22 protein-coding genes are annotated in these 22,244 nt (G+C 65.7%); 5 read left to right on the forward strand and 17 right to left on the reverse strand.

Annotated features, from left to right (window positions below):
• Window positions 1-91: 91 nt before the first annotated feature.
• The gene (locus tag F600_RS0102635) at window positions 92-949 is read right to left on the reverse strand and encodes an MlaE family ABC transporter permease (RefSeq protein ID WP_018159034.1); all 858 of its coding nucleotides are present in this window, start codon (window positions 947-949) and stop codon (window positions 92-94) included.
• A 421-nt stretch (window positions 950-1,370) separates the two neighbouring features.
• Between F600_RS0102635 and F600_RS0102640 the strand changes: the two genes are divergently transcribed.
• Together F600_RS0102640 and F600_RS0102645 are read left to right on the forward strand one after the other, a co-directional pair.
• Window positions 1,371-2,024 carry a chymotrypsin family serine protease gene (locus F600_RS0102640; protein WP_018159035.1) on the forward strand — a complete coding sequence of 218 codons (654 nt, stop codon included), beginning with the start codon at window positions 1,371-1,373 and terminating at the stop codon, window positions 2,022-2,024.
• Window positions 2,025-2,105: 81 nt separating this feature from the next.
• Window positions 2,106-2,555: a DUF6194 family protein gene (locus F600_RS0102645; protein ID WP_018159036.1), complete on the forward strand. Its 450-nt coding sequence runs from the start codon at window positions 2,106-2,108 to the stop codon at window positions 2,553-2,555.
• A gap of 92 nt (window positions 2,556-2,647) precedes the next feature.
• On the opposite strand, the gene ilvD is transcribed toward F600_RS0102645, so the two are convergent.
• From ilvD to F600_RS0102680, 7 genes are all read right to left on the reverse strand, one after another.
• Window positions 2,648-4,354 (reverse strand): dihydroxy-acid dehydratase, encoded by a 1,707-nt coding sequence (gene ilvD / locus F600_RS0102650; protein ID WP_018159037.1) that lies wholly within the window; start codon window positions 4,352-4,354, stop codon window positions 2,648-2,650.
• Between the two features lie 16 nt (window positions 4,355-4,370).
• Window positions 4,371-6,332, reverse strand: a complete 1,962-nt coding sequence (locus F600_RS0102655) for a M13 family metallopeptidase (RefSeq protein WP_018159038.1) — start codon at window positions 6,330-6,332, stop codon at window positions 4,371-4,373.
• Window positions 6,333-6,372: 40 nt separating this feature from the next.
• Window positions 6,373-6,930 (reverse strand): DUF4190 domain-containing protein, encoded by a 558-nt coding sequence (locus tag F600_RS30030; RefSeq protein ID WP_018159039.1) that lies wholly within the window; start codon window positions 6,928-6,930, stop codon window positions 6,373-6,375.
• Window positions 6,931-7,001: 71 nt separating this feature from the next.
• Window positions 7,002-7,409: a DUF4190 domain-containing protein gene (locus tag F600_RS26585; RefSeq protein ID WP_018159040.1), complete on the reverse strand. Its 408-nt coding sequence runs from the start codon at window positions 7,407-7,409 to the stop codon at window positions 7,002-7,004.
• A gap of 8 nt (window positions 7,410-7,417) precedes the next feature.
• On the reverse strand, window positions 7,418-8,170 hold the full coding sequence (locus F600_RS0102670; protein WP_018159041.1) for a pirin family protein: 753 nt from the start codon (window positions 8,168-8,170) through the stop codon (window positions 7,418-7,420).
• Between the two features lie 152 nt (window positions 8,171-8,322).
• Window positions 8,323-9,282 carry a pirin family protein gene (locus F600_RS0102675; RefSeq protein WP_018159042.1) on the reverse strand — a complete coding sequence of 320 codons (960 nt, stop codon included), beginning with the start codon at window positions 9,280-9,282 and terminating at the stop codon, window positions 8,323-8,325.
• 74 nt (window positions 9,283-9,356) lie between these two features.
• Entirely contained in the window at window positions 9,357-9,674 is a 318-nt protein-coding gene (locus F600_RS0102680) for a GNAT family N-acetyltransferase (protein WP_018159043.1), read from the reverse strand.
• Between the two features lie 37 nt (window positions 9,675-9,711).
• Between F600_RS0102680 and F600_RS0102685 the strand changes: the two genes are divergently transcribed.
• Window positions 9,712-10,830 carry a glycerate kinase gene (locus F600_RS0102685; protein WP_040630265.1) on the forward strand — a complete coding sequence of 373 codons (1,119 nt, stop codon included), beginning with the start codon at window positions 9,712-9,714 and terminating at the stop codon, window positions 10,828-10,830.
• Here the strand turns inward: F600_RS0102685 and F600_RS0102690 are convergent.
• The 6 genes from F600_RS0102690 to aroQ form a co-directional block, all read right to left on the reverse strand.
• Window positions 10,827-11,726, reverse strand: coding sequence for an alkaline phosphatase family protein (locus F600_RS0102690; protein ID WP_018159045.1), 900 nt, complete (start codon window positions 11,724-11,726; stop codon window positions 10,827-10,829). The two genes, F600_RS0102685 and F600_RS0102690, sit on opposite strands and share 4 nt — an antisense overlap.
• Window positions 11,727-11,736: 10 nt before the next feature.
• Window positions 11,737-12,369: a phosphatase PAP2 family protein gene (locus F600_RS0102695; RefSeq protein ID WP_018159046.1), complete on the reverse strand. Its 633-nt coding sequence runs from the start codon at window positions 12,367-12,369 to the stop codon at window positions 11,737-11,739.
• A gap of 64 nt (window positions 12,370-12,433) precedes the next feature.
• Window positions 12,434-13,081, reverse strand: coding sequence for a DedA family protein (locus F600_RS0102700; protein WP_018159047.1), 648 nt, complete (start codon window positions 13,079-13,081; stop codon window positions 12,434-12,436).
• A gap of 65 nt (window positions 13,082-13,146) precedes the next feature.
• Window positions 13,147-14,559 (reverse strand): ATP-binding protein, encoded by a 1,413-nt coding sequence (locus F600_RS0102705; RefSeq protein ID WP_018159048.1) that lies wholly within the window; start codon window positions 14,557-14,559, stop codon window positions 13,147-13,149.
• Window positions 14,556-15,233, reverse strand: coding sequence for a response regulator transcription factor (locus tag F600_RS0102710; protein ID WP_018159049.1), 678 nt, complete (start codon window positions 15,231-15,233; stop codon window positions 14,556-14,558). The genes F600_RS0102705 and F600_RS0102710 overlap by 4 nt, the downstream gene beginning before the upstream one ends.
• 6 nt (window positions 15,234-15,239) lie before the next feature.
• A complete protein-coding gene (gene aroQ, locus F600_RS0102715; RefSeq protein ID WP_018159050.1) occupies window positions 15,240-15,677 on the reverse strand; it encodes a type II 3-dehydroquinate dehydratase in 438 nt (145 codons plus the stop codon).
• A gap of 35 nt (window positions 15,678-15,712) precedes the next feature.
• Between aroQ and F600_RS0102720 the strand changes: the two genes are divergently transcribed.
• Together F600_RS0102720 and F600_RS26590 are read left to right on the forward strand one after the other, a co-directional pair.
• A complete protein-coding gene (locus F600_RS0102720; RefSeq protein ID WP_018159051.1) occupies window positions 15,713-17,518 on the forward strand; it encodes a penicillin-binding transpeptidase domain-containing protein in 1,806 nt (601 codons plus the stop codon).
• Between the two features lie 113 nt (window positions 17,519-17,631).
• On the forward strand, window positions 17,632-19,245 hold the full coding sequence (locus F600_RS26590; protein ID WP_162141378.1) for an NTF2-like N-terminal transpeptidase domain-containing protein: 1,614 nt from the start codon (window positions 17,632-17,634) through the stop codon (window positions 19,243-19,245).
• On the opposite strand, the gene F600_RS0102730 is transcribed toward F600_RS26590, so the two are convergent.
• The 3 genes from F600_RS0102730 to F600_RS0102740 are packed head-to-tail and all read right to left on the reverse strand — an operon-like array spanning window position 19,208 to window position 22,189.
• Window positions 19,208-19,591 (reverse strand): DUF3054 domain-containing protein, encoded by a 384-nt coding sequence (locus F600_RS0102730; protein ID WP_018159053.1) that lies wholly within the window; start codon window positions 19,589-19,591, stop codon window positions 19,208-19,210. The two genes, F600_RS26590 and F600_RS0102730, sit on opposite strands and share 38 nt — an antisense overlap.
• Window positions 19,588-20,658: a lysylphosphatidylglycerol synthase transmembrane domain-containing protein gene (locus tag F600_RS0102735; protein ID WP_040630278.1), complete on the reverse strand. Its 1,071-nt coding sequence runs from the start codon at window positions 20,656-20,658 to the stop codon at window positions 19,588-19,590. Before F600_RS0102735 ends, F600_RS0102730 begins: the two co-directional genes overlap by 4 nt.
• 31 nt (window positions 20,659-20,689) lie before the next feature.
• Window positions 20,690-22,189, reverse strand: coding sequence for an adenylate/guanylate cyclase domain-containing protein (locus F600_RS0102740; RefSeq protein ID WP_018159055.1), 1,500 nt, complete (start codon window positions 22,187-22,189; stop codon window positions 20,690-20,692).
• Window positions 22,190-22,244 lie beyond the last annotated feature (55 nt).

Below are 22,244 nucleotides of genomic sequence, written 5' to 3' on the forward strand. Positions count from 1 at the left end.
GCTTTGGCGGTGCCGGATTTGGGGGCGTTGCCGAGGCTTTTGAGGGCTTTGAGGGGCCGCAGCAGGGGTGGGGTGTATTCGGTGGCGTGACTCATCCTGCGATCTCCGAGGGCCAGAGGGTGTTGTAGACCTGGGTGATGATGATGTTGACCGCGAATAGGACGATCGCGGAGGTGACGACGGCGGTGTTCACGCAGTTGGCGACTCCGCCGGGTCCGCCTTTGGTGGATAGTCCGGCGTGGCAGGCGATGATCGCGGCCAGGAGGCCGAAGATCAACGCTTTGAGCAGGGCGATGATGAGGTCGTTGGCTTGGGCGAAGGCGGCGAAGGCGGTGACGAAGCTGCCGGGGACGCCGCCTTGGACGAAGACGGTGAACATGTAGCCGCACAGGAATGCGACGAAGATGACGCAGCCGCAGAGTAGGACGGACACGAGGGTGGCGGCGGCTAGGCGGGGGGCGACGAGGCGGCGCATGGGGTCCACGCCCATGACGCGCATGGCGTCGATTTCTTCGCGGATGGTGCGGGATCCGAGGTCGGCGCAGATGGCGGAGCCGACGGCGCCGGAGATCATGAGCACGGTGACCAGGGGTGCGCCTTGCCTCAACACGCCTAATCCGGTGGCGGCGCCGATGAAGGAGTCGGCTCCGACCTGGCAGACGATGCCGCCGACTTGGATTTGGATGGTGACGGTGATGGGGATGGCGACGAAGAGGGTGGGGATGACCGCGACGCTGCACATGAAGGCGCATTGGCGGATGAATTCGGCGAACGGGAATTTGCGTTGCCAGACGTCTTGGGCGAGGGTGGCGATGGATTCGCCGCCCATGGAGATCATGCGGCCGCCGGTCTCGAGGGACTGGCGTGGGTGTTCACGCCAATACTTCTTCGTCCACTCGGACGCTGCACCGTATGACGAAGTCTTGGGCGCGCTCTTGGTTGCGACCACCAGTGACCTCCTTCGTGCTGCCAGGGGGCTGCCCGGAGAGGGAGTCTCTGAGCAGGTGCTGCGGTAAAGCTAAGGGCAAGCTGAGACCCCTGTGAGAGACGGGGTCAGAGTGGCGTCTGTTAATTGGACGACACGCGTGATCAGGATCATAAGCATTGGGAGGTGCCTGTGGTACTGGCTTTGTCCAGATTTAAAGCTGGGAACAATGTGGTCATTGTCAAATCGTGATGAAGATGTGCACCAAAGGTGTCCTTGTGGGTATAGTTCAGATACTTCCCCCCTGAAGTGTCACCTGGTTGCACCCCGCCTTTAAGACGTTGAATTCTCCTGTCCAACAACGGGTATGGGGTTTGGACTAAGGCCATACTTCTGGCCATTCCGGTCTCGGCCGGGCCGAACTCGTTCGACGTTGGGGAGGATCATGTTCACCAAGCTCGCAACGGTCGTTGTCGCTGCCGTAGCGATGATGGCTGGACTATTCGTTACGCAGGCAGCTGCATCGGGTGGCATCGCCATGGGTGGTGGTTCCGGCATCATCCTCGCCGGCCGTGCCACCTGTACTCTCACCACGATCGGTCACGACCGCTCGGGTTCCCTCGTCGGTATCACCGCGGGTCACTGCGGTAATCCCGGGGCCAGTGTCGTGGCTGAGAGGTTCCGTGGTGCCGGTGTCATCGGTCGGATGGTCGCCAAGAACTCCGCGCTCGACTATGCGGTCATCGAATTCGACCCGGGTCGCGTCGTCCCGGTGCGCCACGTCGGCGGCACCACGATCACGGGCATCGGGTCCCCGGTCAGTTTCCCCGCGCTGATCTGCAAGGAAGGCCGCACCACGGGCCACACCTGCGGTTGGGCGTACGGTGACGTCTTCGCCTCGAACCAGACGTGGGGCCAGGTGTGTGTCCGAGAGGGTGACTCCGGTGGACCGGTCACCGTCGGCACGACGCTCGTCGGCATGATCAACGCCTACTTGTCGCAGGCCTGTGTTGGGCCATCGGTCGGTACCAACATGAATGCAGTGCTCGCCGACCTCCGGGCTCGCGGCGGCGCCGGCGCTGGATACCGGCCAATTTAGACCCTTCCCCAAGGAGCGAGAAGCCCGGCGGACTGCCCATTCCGCTGGGCTTTCTCGTGTCTGGAGTGCGATGCTCGACCCATGCAGATGGACGAAGTCGTGGCGTTCCTCGAAGCGATGCCAGGGATTCTCGTGCTCGCCCCCAAGGCGGGCGACGGTTCGCCCGAGCTCGCGTGGGGCGATTCCTTCTTCTACTTCTCACCGAGCGGCGAGGTCCCACTCCGTGAACAGCCGTTCGCCACGATCGTGACCAAGACCTACCCAGGCGAGAAAGCCTCGCGCCTCGATCGCCCGGGGGCGTTCCGGGTCAACGTGAAGGCGTCGAAAGACGATTTCACGCGGTTCACCGGGCATCAGCCGCGGGACACCCCGCCTCCGGCCGAACACGAAGACGACACCGTGGTGGCCCACCCGACCTACGGAACGGTGGGCTGGCTTGCCGTCGTGAACCCTGGTGAGGTGAGTCGCACTGACCTGTTTGCGCTGCTCGAGGCGGCGTACGAGAAGGCCGTCGCGCACGCCGCGAAGTAGCGGCGAACCCGAAGCCAATGTCTCGCGCCAACTGGCTTGTACAAAACTGGACTTTCGTACAGGCCGCTGTGCGCGAGACATTAACCCCGGCGCTAGCCGCAGATCGCTCCGAACGACGCCGAGCCCACGAGCTTGGTGTACTTCGCCAGGACGCCTCGGTTGTAGCGCGGCGGTAGGGGCTCCCAACCGACCTTCCGGGCTTCGAGCGTTGCCGAATCGATCTCGACTTCGAGCTTGCCGTGTGCCACGTCGAGCATGATCGGGTCGCCATCCTGGACGAACGCGATCGGTCCGCCGTCGACGGCCTCTGGCGCAACGTGGCCCACGCACAGACCCGTCGTGCCACCCGAGAAGCGTCCGTCGGTCAGCAGGAGAACGTCCTTGCCGAGACCGGCACCCTTGATCGCGGCCGTGATCGCGAGCATCTCGCGCATTCCCGGGCCGCCCTTCGGGCCTTCGTAGCGGATGACGACCACGTCACCGGCGGTGATCGTGCCGTCCGTGAGTGCGTCGAGTGCCGCGCGTTCCCGGTCGAATACTCGTGCGGTGCCCCGGAAGACGGTTTCGTCGAAACCGGCGGACTTCACCACCGCGCCGCCCGGTGCCAGTGAGCCATCGAGGATCGTGATGCCACCGGTCGGATGGATCGGCTCGCTCATGGCCCGCAGGACCTTGCCGTCCGGGTCCGGCGGATTGATGTCCGCCAGGTTCTCGGCCATGGTCTTTCCGGTGACCGTCAGGCAGTCGCCGTTGAGCATGCCGGCATCGAGCAGCGCTTTCATCACCACGGGGATGCCACCGATGCGGTCGACGTCGGTCATGACGTGGCGGCCGAACGGCTTGAGGTCGGCAAGGTGTGGGACTAGTGCCCCGACTTTGCGGAAGTCGTCGAGCGTGAGTTCGACCTCGGCTTCGTGGGCGATCGCGAGGAGGTGCAGCACGGCGTTGGTCGAACCGCCCAGGGCCATGACCACGGCGATCGCGTTCTCGAACGCGGGCTTGGTCATGATGTCGCGGGCGGTGATGCCCTGGCGAAGAAGGTCGACGACGGCCTGGCCACTGCGGCGGGCGTAGCCGTCGCGGCGCCGGTCGGTGGCCGGCGGGGCGGCGCTGCCCGGGAGAGACATTCCCAGTGCCTCCGCCGCGGACGCCATCGTGTTCGCCGTGTACATACCGCCGCAGGCGCCCTCACCAGGGCAGATCGCACGTTCGATGGCGTCGACGTCCTCGCGGGTGATCAGGCCGCGCGCACATGCGCCGACTGCTTCGAACGCGTCGATGATCGTGACTTCGCGCGACGTCCCGTCCGGCATCTTGGCCACGCCTGGCAGGATCGAGCCGGCGTAGAGGAAGACGCTCGCCAGATCGAGTCGAGCCGCGGCCATGAGCATGCCCGGCAGCGACTTGTCACAGCCCGCCAAGAGCACGGACCCGTCGAGTCGCTCGGCCATCATGACCGTTTCGACACTGTCGGCGATGACCTCACGCGAGACGAGCGAGAAGTGCATGCCCTCGTGGCCCATCGCGATGCCGTCCGACACCGAGATCGTGCCGAACTCCATCGGGTAGCCGCCGCCTTGGTAGACGCCGTCCTTGCTGGCCTTGGCGAGGCGGTCGAGCGACAGGTTGCACGGCGTGATCTCGTTCCACGACGACGCGACGCCGATCTGCGGCTTCGCGAAGTCGTCGTCGCCCATGCCGATCGCGCGCAGCATGCCGCGCGCGGCTGCCTTCTCGAGCCCATCGGTGACGTCGCGGCTGCGGGGCTTGATATCAACGGGGGGCTTGAGTCCGACCATGGGGCCAAGCCTATGGCTACCAGATGGTGATGCGCTCGTCTTCCGGCAGGTAGAGGGCATCACCTTCGGCAACTCCGAAGGCTTCGTGGAACGCGTCCAGGTTCCGCACGACACCGTTGCAGCGGAACTCCGGAGGCGAGTGTGGGTCGACCGACAAACGGCGCAACACCTCTTCGTCGCGACCCTTCGCGCGCCACACCTGTGCCCAACTGAAGAAGACCCGCTGGAGGCCGGTGAGTCCGTCGAGGACCGGGGCTTTGTCGCCGTTCAGCGCGATTTCGTATGCCTTGAGACCGATGGTCAGTCCGCCGAGGTCACCGATGTTCTCGCCGACCGTGAACGCTCCGTTGACCTTGTGGTCCGGAAGCTGCTTCGGGGAGAACGCGTCGTACTGCGCGATGAGCGCCTTCGTCCGCTTGCCGAATTCTTCGCGGTCCGAGTCGGTCCACCAGTCGACGAGGTTTCCGTCGCCGTCGTACTTGGCACCCTGGTCGTCGAAACCGTGGCCGATCTCGTGTCCGATCACCGCGCCGATCGCACCGTAGTTCGCGGCGTCATCGGCCTCGAGGTCGAAGAACGGCGGCTGCAGGATCGCGGCCGGGAAGACGATCTCGTTCATTCCCGGGTTGTAGTAGGCGTTGACCGTCTGCGGGGTCATGAACCACTCGTCGCGGTCCACGGGGCCACCGAGTTTCGACAGGTTGTAGTCGCTCTCGAAGGCAGCGATCCGGCGCGCATTTCCGACGAGGTCGTCGGCCTTGATCTCCAGAGCCGAGTAATCGCGCCACTTGTCGGGGTAGCCCACCTTCGGGGTGAACTTCTCGAGCTTGGCGAGCGCGGCCTCACGGGTTTCCGGGCCCATCCATTCGAGGCTGCTGATGCTCTGGCGGTAGGCCTCGCGCAGGTTCCCGACCAGCTCGACCATGCGCTGCTTGGCGACCTCGGGGAAATGCTTGTCGACGTAGAGCTTGCCGACCGCCTCGCCGAGACCGGCTTCGACGGTCGCGACGCCACGCTTCCACCGCTCCCGGTTCTGCGGGGCGCCGGTCAGTCGCGTGCCGTAGAACGCGAAGTGCTCCGCGACGATCTCGGCGGTCAGCTCGGTTGCGCGGCCGTTGACCACGCGCCACGCCGCCCATGCCTTCCAGTCGTCGAGAGGCTCGGAAGCCCAGAGTTCGGCGAAGCCGGCGACGAAGCTCGGCTGCCGAATGACGACTTCACGGAAGGGCTCGATCGATCCGGCGAACGCGGTGGCCCACCCCGCCCAGTCGAAACCGCTGTGGTCGCCGGTGAGGCCGGCGATGCTGCTCAGGTTGTACGAAAGTTCGGCGTCACGGCGCTTGACGACGTCCCAGTGATGGCTCGCGAGCTTGGTTTCGAGGTCGAGTACGCGCTGCGCGTCGTAGTGGAGGCCGGTGAGCGCGAACATCTTCGAAATGTGCTCGACGTACGCCGCGCGGGTCTCGGCGTGCTCGTCCGCTCGGTAGTAGGCCTCGTCGGGGAGCCCGATCCCGGACTGGCTCAGGTACATGAGGTACCGGGTCGAGTTCTTCGCGTCGGTGTTGACGTAGCTGCTCACGGCACCACCGATGCCGGCGTGCTGCAGTTCGCCCAAGACGTGCGCAAGCTCGGTCCGGTCGGCGGCGTCGACAACGGCCGACAGTTCGCCAGTGATCGGAGTGATGCCCAGGGCCTCGATCGTGTCCTCGTCCATGAAGCTGCGGAAGAGGTCGCCGATGCGCTGCGCGTCGGTCCCCGGCTCGGCTGTGGTGTCGGCGGCGTCGGTGATGATCTGCCGGACGTCGAGCTCGGCCTGGTCGTACAGCGCGCGGAACACACCGTCCATCGCACGGTCGGCGGGGATCTCGTGTTCGGCGAGCCATCGTCCGTTGAAGTGCGCGTACAGGTCGTCCTGGGCGCGGGTGCCCGCGTCGACGAACGAGAGATCGATGCCAGAGTGTGCGGTACCGGAGGTCACGAGAATCCAGTATGCCGTGAGTGGCCGCGGCGCCGGTCGACTAGTTGCCCTGGGTCCCGGAGCCGTCGTTGAATTCCGCGAAGCACTGCTGCGCCGAGAACGGGTTGTTCTGTGCGTTGTCGAGGCAGTTCGTCAGTTCGGTGCCGGTGCTGGAGACGTTCGAGATGAGCGTTCCGTACAGGGCCGTGAACCACATGGCGGCGATCATGGCGGCGAAGCCGAGGACGATGCCGGTGATGGACTTGCCCAGGCCGGTGCGGTAGCCGGTCGTGGCCCGGACGAACGCGATCGCGCCCAAGACCACTGCGATGAGGCCCAGAACGCCACCGACGACGAGCCACGAGGTGAGGACACCAAGGATCGCCAAGACAAGGGAGGTGGTCGCGGTGCCGTTCGACTGACGTCGGTGCTGGTACTGGGGATACGCCGGCTGGTGCTGCTGCTGGTAGTAGCTGCCCGCAGGCTGCTGCTGGTGGTAGTAGCTGTTCACGGGGGCGTACTGCCCGCCGGCCGGCTGCTGATGCTGCTCGTGCGCCGGTGGGTATCCGTCCACGACCGGGAACACCGCAGTCGCGGGGTACTCGCCGTAGTAACTCATTCCACGGACGGTACCGGCGCAATCCCGCAGTTAGGGAACTTGGTGACGTAGATCAAAGTCTGCTAGGACCGCTACGGAGCTGGCCCGGGCTCGGTCGGAACGGTGCCAAATCGGTCTTTGAAGTGCTGGTCGAACGACTTTCCGCAATCCTGCGCGGCCACTGGATCGCGGCCCGCACTGCTGACGCACCGGGACAGCTCGTTGAGTCCGCTCTCGGAGATGAAGTAGCCGAGCGCGACCGCGACGACGACCGCCAAGGCCACGCCGAGAACGCCGAACGTGATGCCGGCGGTCGCCATTGCGCCGCCGCTGGCCTGCCCGTGCCGAATGCGCCGCAACGCGACGCCGCCGGTGATGATCGCGAACAGGCCAAGCACCGCAGCCACGACGGTGAAGAACGCCAAGACCGAAATCAGCCCCAGAATCAGGGACGTGATGGCGAGACCGCGTGATGGAGTGAGCTGATCCCGTTCGACCATGGCGGCTTCTAGTTGCCGGGCGACAATCGCGCGTGCATTTCCCAGACGAGGATCTCGGCACCGTTGTCGGTGTGGACCGAAATATCGGGACCGAAGGTGATCCGGACGGCATCGCCCTCGTCGATCGGCCCGACTCCGGTCATTTCGGCTTCCCCGCGGGCGACATAAACGTGCAGGTAGGGGGCGTTTGGCAACGTCACGGTACGACCGGGGTTCAACCGGCCGATGTGGAGCGTCGCGTGGCGATTGCTCAGTCCGAGCGGCACGTGGTCGCGGTAGCCATCCATGCCGGAGGCGACGGGGATGAGATCGCCGTCGTTGAGTTCGGCGGCGATGTCGACGTGTTCGAACGAGGGATCCGGCCGCAGGTCATCGGGCGCGACCCACATCTGGATGAATCGGACCGACTCGTCAGGTTCGCTGGCGTTGCGCTCGGAGTGGGTGATTCCGCTGCCCGCGTACAAGCGAGTCAGGGCGCCGGGACGGACGAGCGTCGTGTTGCCCATCGAATCCTCATGCGTGAGCACGCCTTCCAAAACCCAGGTGAGAATCTCGAGGTTCCGGTGTGGGTGGGAATCGAAGCCGGCGCCGGGGGCGATGACGTCTTCGTTGTTGACCAACAGAACGCCGTGATGCGTGTTGTCGGGTTCGTAGTGGTGACCGAAAGAGAATGAATGTCGGGAATGGAGCCAGGCGACACGCGTGCGCAAGCGCTCATCGCCTCGATGGAGGTCGACGTGCGGAAGCACCGGCGCGGCCACTTTGCCCCTTTCCCGAACTGTGTGCTGCGTCACACAGAACGGGGCAAGACTACGTGGAGCGGATGAGACTGTGCCGAAAATTCGTCACAGTCCCATCCCAATCTCAGTTTTGAGCAGCTGAATTCATTCGTTTGACGCGAATGATGTCCCAATCAGTGCGCGGCGGGGATTCTGCCGAAGCGGCCCGACTGGAAGTCCTCGAACGCTTGGATGACTTCGGCGCGCGTGTTCATCACGAAGGGTCCGGCCATCGCGACGGGCTCGCGGATCGGTCGGCCGCCGAGGATGTAGAGCTCGAGCGACTCGTGGTGTGAGTCCTGGCTCGCCGACGCGGTCGCGGACAGGACGTTGCCGGTGGAACCGGGACCGAAGACGGCAAGCTGGCCGGTTTCGATCGGTCGCTGGTCGGCTCCGACGGTGCCCTTGCCGGCCATGACGTAGATCAGCGCGTTGAAGTCCGGCTCCCACGGCAGATCGAGCCGTGCGCCGGGCGCCAGCGTCACGTGCGACAGCGCGATCGGCGTGTGGGTCGAACCCGGGCCGTGGTGTCCGGCGACGTCGCCCGCGATGATTCGGATGAGCGCGCCACCGTCATTGTTGGTCAGCAGCTTGACTTCGCCGCCGCGAATGTCCTGGTAGCGGGGTGCGATGAGCTTGTCCTTGCCGGGCAGATTGACCCACAGCTGCATGCCGTGGAACAGCCCACCGCTCTGGACGAGCGACTCCGGCGGCTTCTCGATGTGGAGGATTCCGGAACCGGCAGTCATCCACTGGGTGTCGCCGTTGCTGATCGTGCCGCCGCCACCGTTGGAGTCCTGGTGCTCGAACGTGCCGTCGATCATGTACGTGACGGTTTCGAAGCCGCGGTGCGGGTGCCACGGCGTGCCCTTGGGCTCGCCTGGCGCGTAGTCGACCTCGCCCATCTGGTCCATGTGGATGAACGGGTCGAGATAGGCCGGGTTGACTCCCGCGAACGCCCGTCGGACGGGGAAGCCTTCGCCCTCGTAGCCGGTCGGGGCCGTCGAGACCGCGAGAACCGGACGCGGGGTCGCGGTGAGCGGAGTCTCGATGCGCGGCAGCGCGAGGATGTTGTCAGTGGTGACGGCAGGCATGACGCCCTCCCGAGGATTGTTGACCGTATTTGGTAGACAGGTCAACAAATATGTCGGTCGGTTATTCCCACTACTCAGACCACCAGCGGAAGGTTCAGGTCAGCGCGCCGATCTGCGGGGACGAGAGCGAGGTACTCGGGCCGCTTCGACACGAACCGATGGACGCTGCGGCACATGGGGAGCACGCCCAGCTTTTCGTCCCGAGTGGCGTCGAGGGCCGCACGGACGAGGACCTTCGACAGACCCAACCCCTCGAACCGCGGGTAGATCTCGGTATGCGTGAACGCCCGGTTCGTACCCGCCTCGCGATAGGTCGTGTATCCGGCCTCGGCGTCGTCGACGTACAGCACGAAGCGTTTGACGTCGCGTTTGTGCTCGACGCGTGTTTGCATGATGCTCCAGGCAAAGTGTGAGAGGGCGGGGGTGCCGATGCGATCAACGGTACCGATCGTCGTCGTCGCGCCGGACAAGTTGAAGGGTTCCGCCACCGCTGCGCAGGCTGCTGCGGCAATCTCCCAGGGGATCCGGGATCGAATTCCCCAGGCGGTTGTCCGTCAGTTGCCCATCGCCGACGGCGGAGACGGAACCGTCGATGCAGCGCTCTCGGCCGGATGGCAACGCATCGACCTCGTCGCCGAAGACGCTCTCGGAGTCGAGGGGCCGACGTACTTCGCCATGCGGGACGGCGTGGCCATCGTCGAACTCGCGCAGATCTGCGGACTCGTGAAGCTCGGTGATCGGCGAGATCCCATGGGCGCGGGAACCGAGGGTCTCGGCACCGCCATCGCGCACGCGGTCGAACTGGGGGTACGCGAGATCGTCATCGGACTCGGCGGGAGCGCCTCGACGGACGGTGGCGCCGGAATGCTGCGGCGACTGGGCGCCCGAACGCTCGATGTCGAGGGGCGCGGCGGGGCAGTGTTGGCCGGAATCGCGCGTCTCGACCTCAGCGGGCTGGCGTCGAGCCTCGCCGGTGTCGCCTTCACCCTCGCCGCGGATGTGGACAATCCGCTCCTGGGACCGCGCGGCGCCGCTGCGGTTTTTGCTGCCCAAAAGGGTGCAACCCTCGAGCAGGTCGATGAACTGGAAGAATCCCTGGCGCGCTGGGCGGCAGTGGTCGCTGAAGCGACGGGCCGGGACGTCTCGGACAGCCCCGGTGCGGGTGCGGCGGGAGGCGCGGGTTTCGCGGCGATGGCGGCGCTGAACGCCGTGCGCACATCGGGCGTCGAGGTCGTGCTCGATCTCGTGGGCTTCGACGCAGCTTCACGTGACGCAACGTTGGTCGTCACCGGGGAAGGCGCGCTCGACGTTCAGACCCTCGAAGGCAAAGCCCCGGCGGGGGTAGCGCGGCGAGCCCGAGCGGCCGGAGTGCCGGTCGTCGCGGTCGCTGGGCGGAATTCCCTGCGCGCTGAACAGATCCGCGACGCCGGATTCGACCGGGTGTACACGCTCGCGAGTCTCGAACCGGATTCGGAGAAGTCCATCGCCCGGGCCCTCGAACTGCTCCGGTTGATCGGCAGACACATCGCCGACGACCTCGAGTTCTAGCGCACCTTCCAGCCGGTGAGTGGCTGAGCGGACGTCGCGTACCCGAGCGGCGGCAGTCCGTACATCTCCTCGACAGTGCGCAGAATGCTGTAGTGGTCGATGCGCTGGTCGTTGGTTCCCGGCGTCATCATCGGTCCGTAGACGATGGTGGGAATCAGGTTGTCGTCGCTGCCGCTGTCTTCATCGAAGGTGACGATCAAAAGGCTGTTGTGGGTGCTCGCCCAGTCGGCATAGCCCGACAGGTTGTTCTTCATCCACGTATCGCCCGTTCGCACCGAGCATGAGTGCATGTCGTTGCAGAGGTTCGGCACCACGAACGACACCGCAGGCAGTTGCGAGTAGTCCGTCGGAAACGTGCTGAACGGCACCGATGCGGTGGCCGGGATATTGCTGAAATCCGCGAGTGGGTTGTGCTTGCGGTAGTAGTCACCGGACTTGCAACCGGCATATCCGGCCGAGGGCATCCCTTCGAAATAGCCGGTGACGGTGACGTTGTGGTCGAGCAACTGCCGCACGAGATTCGGCTGGTCACCGAGATCCTGCGGACACGAATCATTCGTCACGCCGAGGGTTTTCCCGGCGAGCAGAGCAACGTAATTGCCCTGGCTCGGGTGCGCGATTCCGTGGGAATTCGTGAAGTCCGCACCGCGCTCGGCAAGCGAGGTGAGGTAAGGAGCGTCGGGCGCACCGACGACCCGCGACTGGTCCTCGTTCTCCATCAGCACGATGACGACGTGGTCCGGGCGTGGAACGCTTCCCGCGATGGTCGTCACGGGTGGCGCGGTGGTCTCCGGGGCGGCGGTGAGCCTGGGATTGCCGCAGGCGGTCAGCGCGACGGCTGCCAGCGACGCGACCGTGATGAGCCACGGTCGCGTCCAACTCTTCACCACCGGCATGTCACCCTTTCTACGCCGCGTTGATGAGGCGCAGCTCAGTCGGCGTGGGAGCCGCCGTGAGCAGCGGCCGAACCGGAGTCTCCGACAGGCGCTCGACCAGGCGGGTCAGCGGCTTGCGGACGAGGTACCAGCCGACGACCGCGACGACCGCGCCGAGCGTGAGACCAGCGACGACATCGTGGGGATAGTGCGCGGCGATGTAGACGCGGGCGGCAGCCATCACGAGCGCAGTGCCTGCGGCAATCTTTCCGAGCTTCGGGGCGAAGAGCAGCAAGCCGGCTGCGGCCGCACCGGCCATCGTGGCGTGATCGCTCGGGAAGGAGGGATCTGTCGACCGGTGGGCCAGAACCAGCAGACCGGGGATCGACGTGTACGGGCGGGCCTCGTGGAAAGCAGCTACCAGCGGTTGGTTGATCCCGACGGCGATCAGGGTGCCGGCTCCGGCCCACAGTGCGGCGGCCATCCGGGCCGGGTCGCTGTCGCGCCGGGCAATCCACCAGCCCGCAATGAGCAACGCACCGAACAGCACGACTCCATAGGTGGCGAAGTCGTAGGCGATCGTGTGCAGCCACGGCGTCTCCCGGGCGAAGTCGTTGATCGGCGTCATCCAGTTGTTGTCGGGCAAGGTGAAGGCGTTGTTCATGCGGAAAACCCTAGGAAGACGACCATTAAGAGAACATGAAGTCCGGTGCGGGACGTGGGTGGGATCACGTCGTGGCGGGTTCGAGTTCGTCGTTCGCGCGTCCGCGCAGTCGCTTGATCACGGTGCCCATCGCGGGGACGACCGAGAGCACGACGATGAGGATGAAGATGCCTTCGACGTGCTGGGCGACGAAGCTGATCTGACCGAGCAGGTAGCCCGCGAGAGTGACACCGGCTCCCCAGAGCACGCCGCCGATGATGTCGTAGGTGAGGAATTTGCGGTACGTCATGTGTGAAGCTCCGGCGAGTACCGGACTGAATGTCCGCACAATCGGCACGAAGCGCGCCAGAACGATCGCCTTCGGACCGTGCTTCTCGAAGAACTGATGTGACTCGGTGATGTAGCTCTGTTTGAAGAACCGCGAGTCCGGGCGGTTGAAGAGGGCCGGGCCGAGCTTGCGGCCGATGAAGTACGACGTGTTGTCTCCGGCGATAGCAGCGATCGGAATCGCGATCAGCAGCACCCACAGCGGCACCGGCGGTGCCGGAGTGTGGGCGAGCAGCCCGCCGGTGAACAACAACGAATCGCCCGGCAGGAACGGGAACAACAGGCCCGTTTCGATGAACACCATGGCCAGGATCGCGGGCAGCACGGCAGCTGCGAACGGTCCGTCGCCGGTGAGGAGATGGATCGGGTCCAGGAGATGCGTCATGGCCCGGGACGGTACGTGGACCACCATTAAGGGAAGCTGAAGAAACCGGCTCCACGTGGCTGGGATCACCTCGCCGGCAGCAGGACCGTGACGGTCATCTCCTCGCCGTGATCGCATGGCACGGGCACCGAAACCCCCTGTGACGTGTGGTGACCGGCAAAGCACAACCGCAGTTCGCCGCCCGCTTCGCGCACCAGAGCCTCGACGAGCGACAGGCCCAGCCCGGCTCCCGGCTTGGCGCGGGCGTCGTCGGCTCGGGCAAAGCGCTGGGTGGCGGTGGCCAACAGATTCGCCGGCATTCCGGCGCCGGCGTCACTGACCGACAGCCGTGCCCACCCATCCGCAGGGCAGTCCACCCGGACCTCTATGGGTTCGGCGCCATGCTTGCAAGCGTTGTCGAGGAGGTTCGTGAGAATGCGTTCGAGCTCGACATCGGCGACCGCGACCGGGACCGGGCCACCCGGGACGGTGAGCGAAAACTGCACGGGCCCCGACAGCAGCCGTTGTTCGACTACTCGCGCGGCGGCGTCCTCGAGGTCGCCATTCGCCGTCGAGGCACCCGATGCGCTGCCGACCTCGAGCAACTGCTCCGCCAACCGTGCGAGGCGATCCAGATCGACCTGAAGTTCGGCGAGGATGCGCTCGTGCTCCTCGACCGACCTCGAACGCCGTTGGGCGAGCTGAATACGGCTCTTGAGCAGGGTGATCGGCGTGCGGAGTTCGTGGCTGGCCTCGTTGACGAACTGACGCTCGCGATCGAGTGCCCGTTCCAGCGTGGCGAGCATGTGGTTGAAGGTGTGCCCGAGGCGAGTCACTTCGTCGTCGCGATCGACTGGTACGTCGAGCCGCAAGTCTGTTGAACCCGCCGCGATCTGGGCGGCTTGCCGGCGATACCGCTCGACCGGCGCAAGCGCGGCGCGGGCCAGCCGGTCACCCACGAATCCGGTGACGACCAAAGCACCCAAACCAGCGATGGACAGCTGGAGAAGCAGTTCGCGCAAGGCCTCGTCGCGATGGTCGCGCCGAACGCCCACCAGCAGGTATCGCGCGGGAGCGCCGGCCATGCGAGTGATCTGCAGCCGATAGGGGTTGTGCGAGATGGGCAACAGGTTCCCGACGTCGAACGTCTGCGACGTCGTGCCCACCTCCGCGAGCTGTCCAGCGCTGACCATGCTCTCCGGACCCGCGGCACCCCCGCGGGCCAGGACTCGATCGTCCGGCGTCAGCACCTGCCACGCCACGCCGGTGGCCTCGGCGGCAAACCGGTCCGACACCGAGTCGCCGGTACCGATGAGCGGCCTGAGGACTCCGATCGCGTTGGACAGGTCCGTCGCGAGGTCCTGATCGAATTCGTCTTCGATCTGCAGGTACACAAAGGTCCCGGCACCGACGAGCACGACGAACATCGCCAGCGAGAACCCGGCGACCAGCCGGATCCGGAGCGGCAGCCGAGAGAGCCGGGAACGCAGCCCGGTCATGGCCGGTCCACGCGGTACCCGACGCCGCGCAGGGTGGTGATCGTCTCCGTGCCGAACGGCTTGTCGACCTTCGCGCGGATACCCGCGAGATGCACGTCGATGGCGTTGCTGCGGAGATCCGTCTCGCCGCTCCACACCTCGTCGAGGATGGTGCCGCGCGTGACGACCTCGCCGGCCCGCGAGGTCAACAGGAAGAGGATGTCGAACTCCCGGGCCGACAGGACGATGTCGACGCCGCCGCGGGTCACGCGCCGTGCGACCGGGTCGATCACCAGGTCGCCGACCTGCACCGGCGCCGCTCCCGTCACGCTGCGACGGCGATAGAGTGCGCGCAGCCGGGCCAGGAGTTCGTCGAGGTCGAAGGGCTTCGGAAGGTAGTCATCCGCGCCGGCATCGAGTCCCTCGATGCGATCCCGGACGCCCCCGCGCGCGGTCAGCATCATGATCGGCGTACTCACGACCCCGATGTCACGAAGGCGTTGCGCGACGGCGATGCCGTCCATCTCCGGGAGCATCCAGTCGAGTAGCGCGACGTCGTAGCCGGTTCCGTCCAGCAGTTGCGCATAGGCGGAACGTCCGTCGTGCACGACCTCGACATCCCAGCCGGCTTCGGACAACGACTGCGCCAGAACGTCGGCGAGTCGAACGTCGTCCTCCGCGACGAGGATTCTCATCGGCGGTCAGTGATGCTTGACGAGGTAATCGATTGCGGCGCGGTAGCCGAACGTGCCGAGCCCGGCGATCACTCCAGTGGCGACCGGTGAGACGAACGAATGGTGGCGGAACGCCTCCCGAGCGTGCACGTTGCTGATGTGGACCTCGACGATCGGGACCTCGGGGATGACGAGCGCGTCGCGCAGCGCCACCGACGTATGGGTCCATCCACCAGGGTTGATGATGATTCCGCTGACGTTTCCGCGCGCCGCGTGGATGCGGTCGATCATGTCGCCCTCGGAGTTGGACTGGAAGTCCTCGAGCGCGCGGCCAGCGGCCTGGGCGGCGCTCCGGCACGCCGACACCACGTCAGCAAGAGTCTCCGACCCGTAGACCTCAGGCTGGCGTTTGCCCAGCATGTTCAGGTTGGGGCCGTTCAGCAGCAGAATCGGGAGCGGCGACACGTCGAAAACCCTATCGCGTGCGGCATCATAGCCGGGTGAACACGCATGCCCTGCTTCGTCGTTCCCGCATCGCGACCACGCTCGTCGCGATCGGCGTGACCGCCGCGTCGACCTCGGTGGCATGCTCGTCCGCGCCGCCGTCGGGAGGCGAACAGGTCGCCCTGGCGTTCAGCACGGCGCTCAGTGCGCATGACGCGAAGGCGGCCGCGAATCTGACGACGGACCCCGCGAACGCCGAGAAGACGATCAACGACGTGTTCACCGCGCTCGGCAAGGACAGCAAGCACTTCGTCGACGAAGTCGAGGGTGAAAGCGGTCACGCCAAATTCGCCATCACGTCGGACTGGACGCTCGCCCTCAACGGACAGAAATACGACTGGCGATACCAAACAACGGGCAAGGCGGTGGACTCCGGACACGGTTGGAAGCTGAGCTGGGATCCGGCGGTGCTCGTGCCGAAGCTCGTGCAGGGTGCATCGCTGACGCTCACCCAGGTCCCGCCGCCGCGCGCGAACGTGGTCGACCGGAATGACAAACCGATCATGGTTCAGCAGATCGTCACCCGAATTCTGATGTTGCCAGGCGTCGACACCGCCGCGCTCGCCGGCTTGCTCTCGCCGATCGATCACTCGATCACCCCCGCAAGCCTCGCCGCGCAAGTGGCGGGGGCCAATGGCCAGCCGGTCACGGCGATAACACTGCGCCCCGACGACATGCTCACCGTCGGACACGTGCTCCAAGGCATGCAGGGCGTTGTGCTGGCGCCGGAGCCGAAGCTCCTCTTCGCGGATCCCCGCCTCAGGTCGGGGGCGCTCAGCGGCCTCAACGACGTCTGGGGTGTCCAGTGGAACAAGGCCGCGGGGTGGAGCGTCAATGTGACCCCCAAACCGGGTGCCATCCCGGTGGAGGTCGGATACGGGGTGCCGAAGACCGTCAACGATATCCACACCACCCTGGATCTGGACGTCTTCGCGGCGGCGAAGGCGGCGGTGAGCAGCACAAACAATGAGTCAGCTATCGTCGCGATCAAACCCTCAACCGGGGAGATCCTCGCCCTCGCGCAGAATGACGCCGCAGACGCGGTCGGCCCGGTGGCCAACAACGGACTGTTCCCGCCGGGCAGCACGTTCAAGATCGTCACGTCCTACGCCGCGATCAAGTCGGGCGCGGTCACCCCGGACACCGTGGTGGGCTGCCCCGGTGTGGCGACGATCAAAGGCCGGACGATCCCCAACGACGACAATTTCGACCTTGGCAACGTGCCGCTCCACACGGCCTTCGCGAAGTCCTGCAACACGACTTTCGCCCAGCTGGCCGCTGACATGAAGTCGAACGACCTCACGAGCACCGCCCAGCAACTCGGCCTGGTCGTCGATTGGGCGATCCCGGGTATGACGACCGTCACCGGTTCCGTGCCGGTGCCCAGCGACGACGCCGAACGTATCGAGGACGGCATCGGGCAGGGCAAGGTGACCGCGTCCCCGTTCGGAATGGCGCTGGTCGCCGCATCGATCGCCAACGGCAAGACGCCCACGCCGAGCCTGATCAAGGGTCGGCTCGGCAAGCCGGACCGCGAAGTGGGGCGCCTCGACGCGAAGGTGTGTGACCAGATCCGGACGATGATGCGCGAGACGATCACCAGCGGAACCGCGACCGACCTCAACGACATCCCCGGACTGATCGGCAAGACTGGAACCGCGGAATACGGTGACGGGCATGCGCACGGGTGGTTCGTCGGAATCGTCGGAGACATGGCATTTGCGGTCCTCGTCGCCGGCGCCGACAGCAACACGCCAGCCAAGAATCTCACTGGCAAATTCCTGCGCGCATTGAACCACTGACCTGGGGTTTTTCTCGATAAAGGGCAGCGTCAACAAACCGTGCCTTGATCGTGACAACGCCACCCCGAGCGGGCGCAACGGTACGGCCGGGTCAGCTCGCGACAATGACTCCCATGCGTTTCTGGATAGACCGTGGTGTGATCGCGAAAACCGCGATCGTGGCCACAACCGTGGTAACCGTCGGATCTGGTCTGGCCTCGTGCTCGATCTTCGGTCCGAGTGACCCGGAGAAGGTCGTCCGGAGCTTTGTCGACGCGCTCGATTCAAAAGACGCCACGAAGGCCGCTGCGCTCACCTCGTACCCGAACGCCGCGGCGGTCGAGATGAAGGGCCTGTTCGACGGGCTGAAGGACAGCAAGCCGGACTACGAAGTCAGCCAGTACATCGAGATCGATGATTCCTCCGGATTCTTCAACCTCGACACGTCGTGGGACCTCGGGAACGGTCACGAGCTGAGCTACTCCTCGTCCGGGCAGATTCGCAAGCTCGCTGTCGGCTGGCGGATCTCGTGGGACCCGACGGTCCTCATGCCGCAGCTCGGGCACGGTCGATCGGTCAACCTCGTGCGGACCGATGCCACTCCGGCGCCCGCCGTCGTCGACGCGCAGGGCCAGCAGCTGATGTCGCAGCAGGACATCAAGACCGTCAAGCTCGACCCGGACAAGATCAAGGACGTCAAGTCGTCGACCGAAGCGCTGGCGGAAGCCATCGAGCCGGTTGCGCCGCTGATCACCGCGGATTCGCTGCAGAAGCAGCTGAAGGACGCCAAGGGCGATGTCATCACGGCCGTCGGCCTGCGTGAGGCCGACTTCAACGTCCTGGAATCGGCACTGCGCAAGATTCCGGGCGTCGTCATCACCGACACCCCGCGGCTGATCACCGTCGACCGTCGCATCGTCTCGCCGGTCATCGACTCGCTGCGGGACATCTGGCAGCAGGGTCAGGACAAGACGAAGGGCTGGGCCGTTCAGGTCACGTCATCGGACGGCGAGCCGCCGGTGCGGTTGATCGGCGAGCAGGGCCCGCCCGGGCCGAACATCCGAACCACGATCGACTCCGACATTCAGATGGCGGCCGAAGATGCCGTCTCGATGACCGGGGTTCCGGCGGCAATCGTCGCGATCCAGCCCTCGACGGGTGCAATCCTCGCGGTCGCGCAGAACTCGTGGGGCGCCGAGATGGGCGACCTGCCGCTGAACACGACCTTCCCGGTGGGGGACATCGCGAAGATGTTCGGAAACCGGGACGGTGCGGCATCGCTCGGGGTGGGAGCGAACTACACGATCAACGGACTGAAGCAGGTCACCGGCTCGCTGCCCGGCGGCAAGGACGCGATCAACGGCAACAACCTGAAGACGAGCCCGTTCGGCATGGCGCTGGCGGTTGCGTCGGCCAACCGTGGGTCTCTCGTCTCGCCGTTCCTGGTCCCCGGGCAGACGTCGAAGTTGGTTGCCGGGGTTCCGAAGCTCTCGAACGACACGGTCAAGAACGCGCGGAGCAGCCTCGTGGAAATCCCCTCGAAGTCGAGCTTCTGGCAGATCCGCCAGTACGGCGGCACCCTGACCGGAATGACCAGCCAGAAGGGCAAGGTCCAGTGGGTCGTCGGTAGCCGCAACGACGTCGCCTACGCGGTGCTGTTGACCGGTGCGGAAGGCGACGGTCAGATCATGGGTGTGGCGAACTTCTGGATCAAGGAGTTGGCGTCGGGCGGTTCAACCGCCCGCTGACGAACGAGGCGATGGCGCGTGGTGCCAGCAGCACCACCGCCAGGCTGATGCCCGCGATGACCGGGAACAGTCCGGAGAGGCCGGCGCCACTGAGCCCGCGGAGCACCAATCCGATCACGAACGTCGAACCCCAGACGGCGACCCCGGCGGGCCAGACCTGTTCACCGCGCAACCGGGTGGCCACGACGATGACCCAGCCGACCGCGAGACCGACGAGAAACGGCCACGCCGTGTGCGCGATCCCGGGGAGCGTGAGGCCCTCCGTGTGGCTTGCCCGACCGATGGCCGCGAACGCGAACACCGCGATGACATCGCCGGCGAGGGGACCAATAGCGGTCCGGTTCACTCTTGCCTCCGTTGCTGTTCGACGTCGATGCCGAGGTGCGATTTCGCGCCCTTGGTGCGGAACCGGAACGCGAACACGATCCACCCCAGAATCGCGATCATGATGAAGCTGACGCCACGGTAGACGAAGGCCGCAGCGACCGACTGCGTGGCCGTCAGGGACGCGGTCGAGGTCAGCGACAGGATGAGCGTCGCGTCGACGATGACGAGGCCACCGGGGGCCAGCGGGATGGTGCCGACGGCCTTTCCGAACGCGAAGGTCAGGAGAAGGCCGGAGATCGTCGGGTCGGCACCGATCGCGAGGCAGGCGAACCCCAGACACGCCACATCGCCGACGCGGTGCATCGTCGTCCACAGCAGGATCAGGAAACTGTCCTGCGGGCGCATCTTGACCGACTCGATCTGGCTGATCTGCTCCTGGACGCGGTCGAGCCCCTCCTCCGCCGGCCTCTTGCGCAGACGGTTCAACCGCTTGACGATGCCGGCCACCAGGCGATCGAGCGAGCCCGGGTGGGACGCGGCGTACCGCACTCCCGCGGAGATGACGACGAGGATCGCCACGGAGATGATGAGTCCGGCGGAGCTGACCCGCGTTCCGGCGAGCATCGCGCCACTGACACCGACGACGGCGAGGCCGACCGCCGCGATGACGCCGGAGTAGGCGAGCTGCCACGAGGCGACGATGGGACTCGCGCCCCAGCGGCGCGTCTCGCGGTAGGTCAGGGCGGTTGCGAAGACCTGTCCCGCGGGCAAGGTGACCGACATGGCAGTCGCACCGTAGACGAGGGATAGCGATTTGGCTTGCCGAACGTCGACGCCACCGGCCGACAGCAACTGCTTCTGAACTCGGGCGAATCCGCTCATCGAAATGAGCTGAGCAACGATGCTGGCGGCCAACCAGCCGATGTGGGTTTCGTAGAGGGCGTGCCACGACTCGTGCAGGCGCGGCCAGAGATAGATCCCCTCCGCGGTCAGCAGCGCCAACAGTGCGATCGCGGCAACCCAGCGCAACCAGCGGAAACGGCCACGCGAACGCCGACCTGACGGGGTCTGCTGATCGGCATCCACACCGCCAGCGTAATCAAGATCGCGTTCTGGATCACTCACCAGTTTGACTTAGCTGAGGTGGATCGAATTCCAGGTCGGTGTTGATCGGCGTCGCCAGCCGCGTGCGCCGCTTTCGACCGCGGAGGACCACCTCTTCGCCGAGCTCCCAGTTGGCTTGTTCCTCGTCGGAGGCGAAGTACAGTGCGCTGCCGGACGCCACGACCTTGGTCGGCTCGGTCTTCGCCAATTCCTGCAGGCGGGAGGCCTCGTTCACCGGGTCACCGATGACCGTGTACTCGAATCGGTTCGCCGAACCGATGTTGCCGGCGACCGCGAGACCGGCACTCACGCCGATACCGAAGTCGAAGCCGGCCAGAGAACGCAGGCGAATTCGAAGTTCGCGCGCGGCCGACAACGCTTCGGTCGGGGCATCGGGGGAATTCAGCGGAGCGCCGAAGATGGCCAGCGCGGCATCTCCGACGAACTTGTTGACGAAGCCATTATGTCGGTCGACCACGTCGACCACGATGTTGAAGAAGTCGTTCAACAGGGCCACGACCTCGCTCGGCGGTCGTTCGGCAGCGGTTGAGGTCGAGCCGACCATGTCGACGAAAAGCACTGCGACGAAGCGAGTCTCGCCGCCGAGTTCGGTGCCGAACTCCATCGCGCGGCGGGCGACGTCCTCACCGACGTGCTGACCGAACAGTTCCTGCAGGACCCGTCGCTCGGCCGACTCGGCCATCATCCGGTTGAAGCCGACTTGGAGCTGCCCGACCTCCGAGCCGTCGAACACCTGGACCTCGACGTTCTCCTCGCCGGACTCGACCTTCTCCATGGCCTGGATGACCTGCTGGATCGGGTCGGAGATGCTCGAACTGGTGAGCATCGACAGCGCGAACGCCTGCAGGATCACCAGCAAGGCGATGGCCAGGATCGCGATCGCGAGCGAGCGGGCCGTGAATTCGAGCGTCGTGGTGATCTGCGTGACGCACAGCATGACGATGCCCAGCGTCGGGGCGAGGGTGCCGAGGCCCCAGGTCATACCCATGCGGGTACCGATGCCGGGCGTGAACGTTTTGTCGAAGCGAACTTCGCTGAGCGCGCGTGCCGCGACTGGTCGCAGTAGTCGCTCGCCGAGCATGTAGGTGAATCCGAAGACGATCGTCGCACCCATGATCGTGGTGAGGATCACGGCCGCGGTGAGCTCCGGAGTGGCCGTGATCGTGAGGGCGGCGAACACCGAACCGCCGATGATCCACAGCACGAGCTGTAGTGCTGCCTGGCGCAGCGGCGCGTGCAGCGCGGCGAGTTGCTCACGCCGGCTCGGCGGGCCGCCACGCAGCTCCCACTGCAGCACCGGCCGCAACAGGATGAAGGCCCCGAGCAGGGAAAAGAAGCCGAAGAGCAGGCAGATCGTCACGAACGTGATCAGGTTCCGGCGCCGGTCCTCGATTATCGCCGTCGACTGCGGCAACGGCAATCCGTAGCGCAGGAAGACGTAGATCAGGATCGCGCCGAGCCCGTTCGCCGCCAAAACCGCAGCGAGATACATGGGCCAACGCGTACCCATCGTCTTCTTGACGACATCAGTAGGCGCAGGCACCAGA

Source organism: Smaragdicoccus niigatensis DSM 44881 = NBRC 103563, assembly GCF_000380645.1.
Taxonomy (GTDB): domain Bacteria; phylum Actinomycetota; class Actinomycetes; order Mycobacteriales; family Mycobacteriaceae; genus Smaragdicoccus; species Smaragdicoccus niigatensis.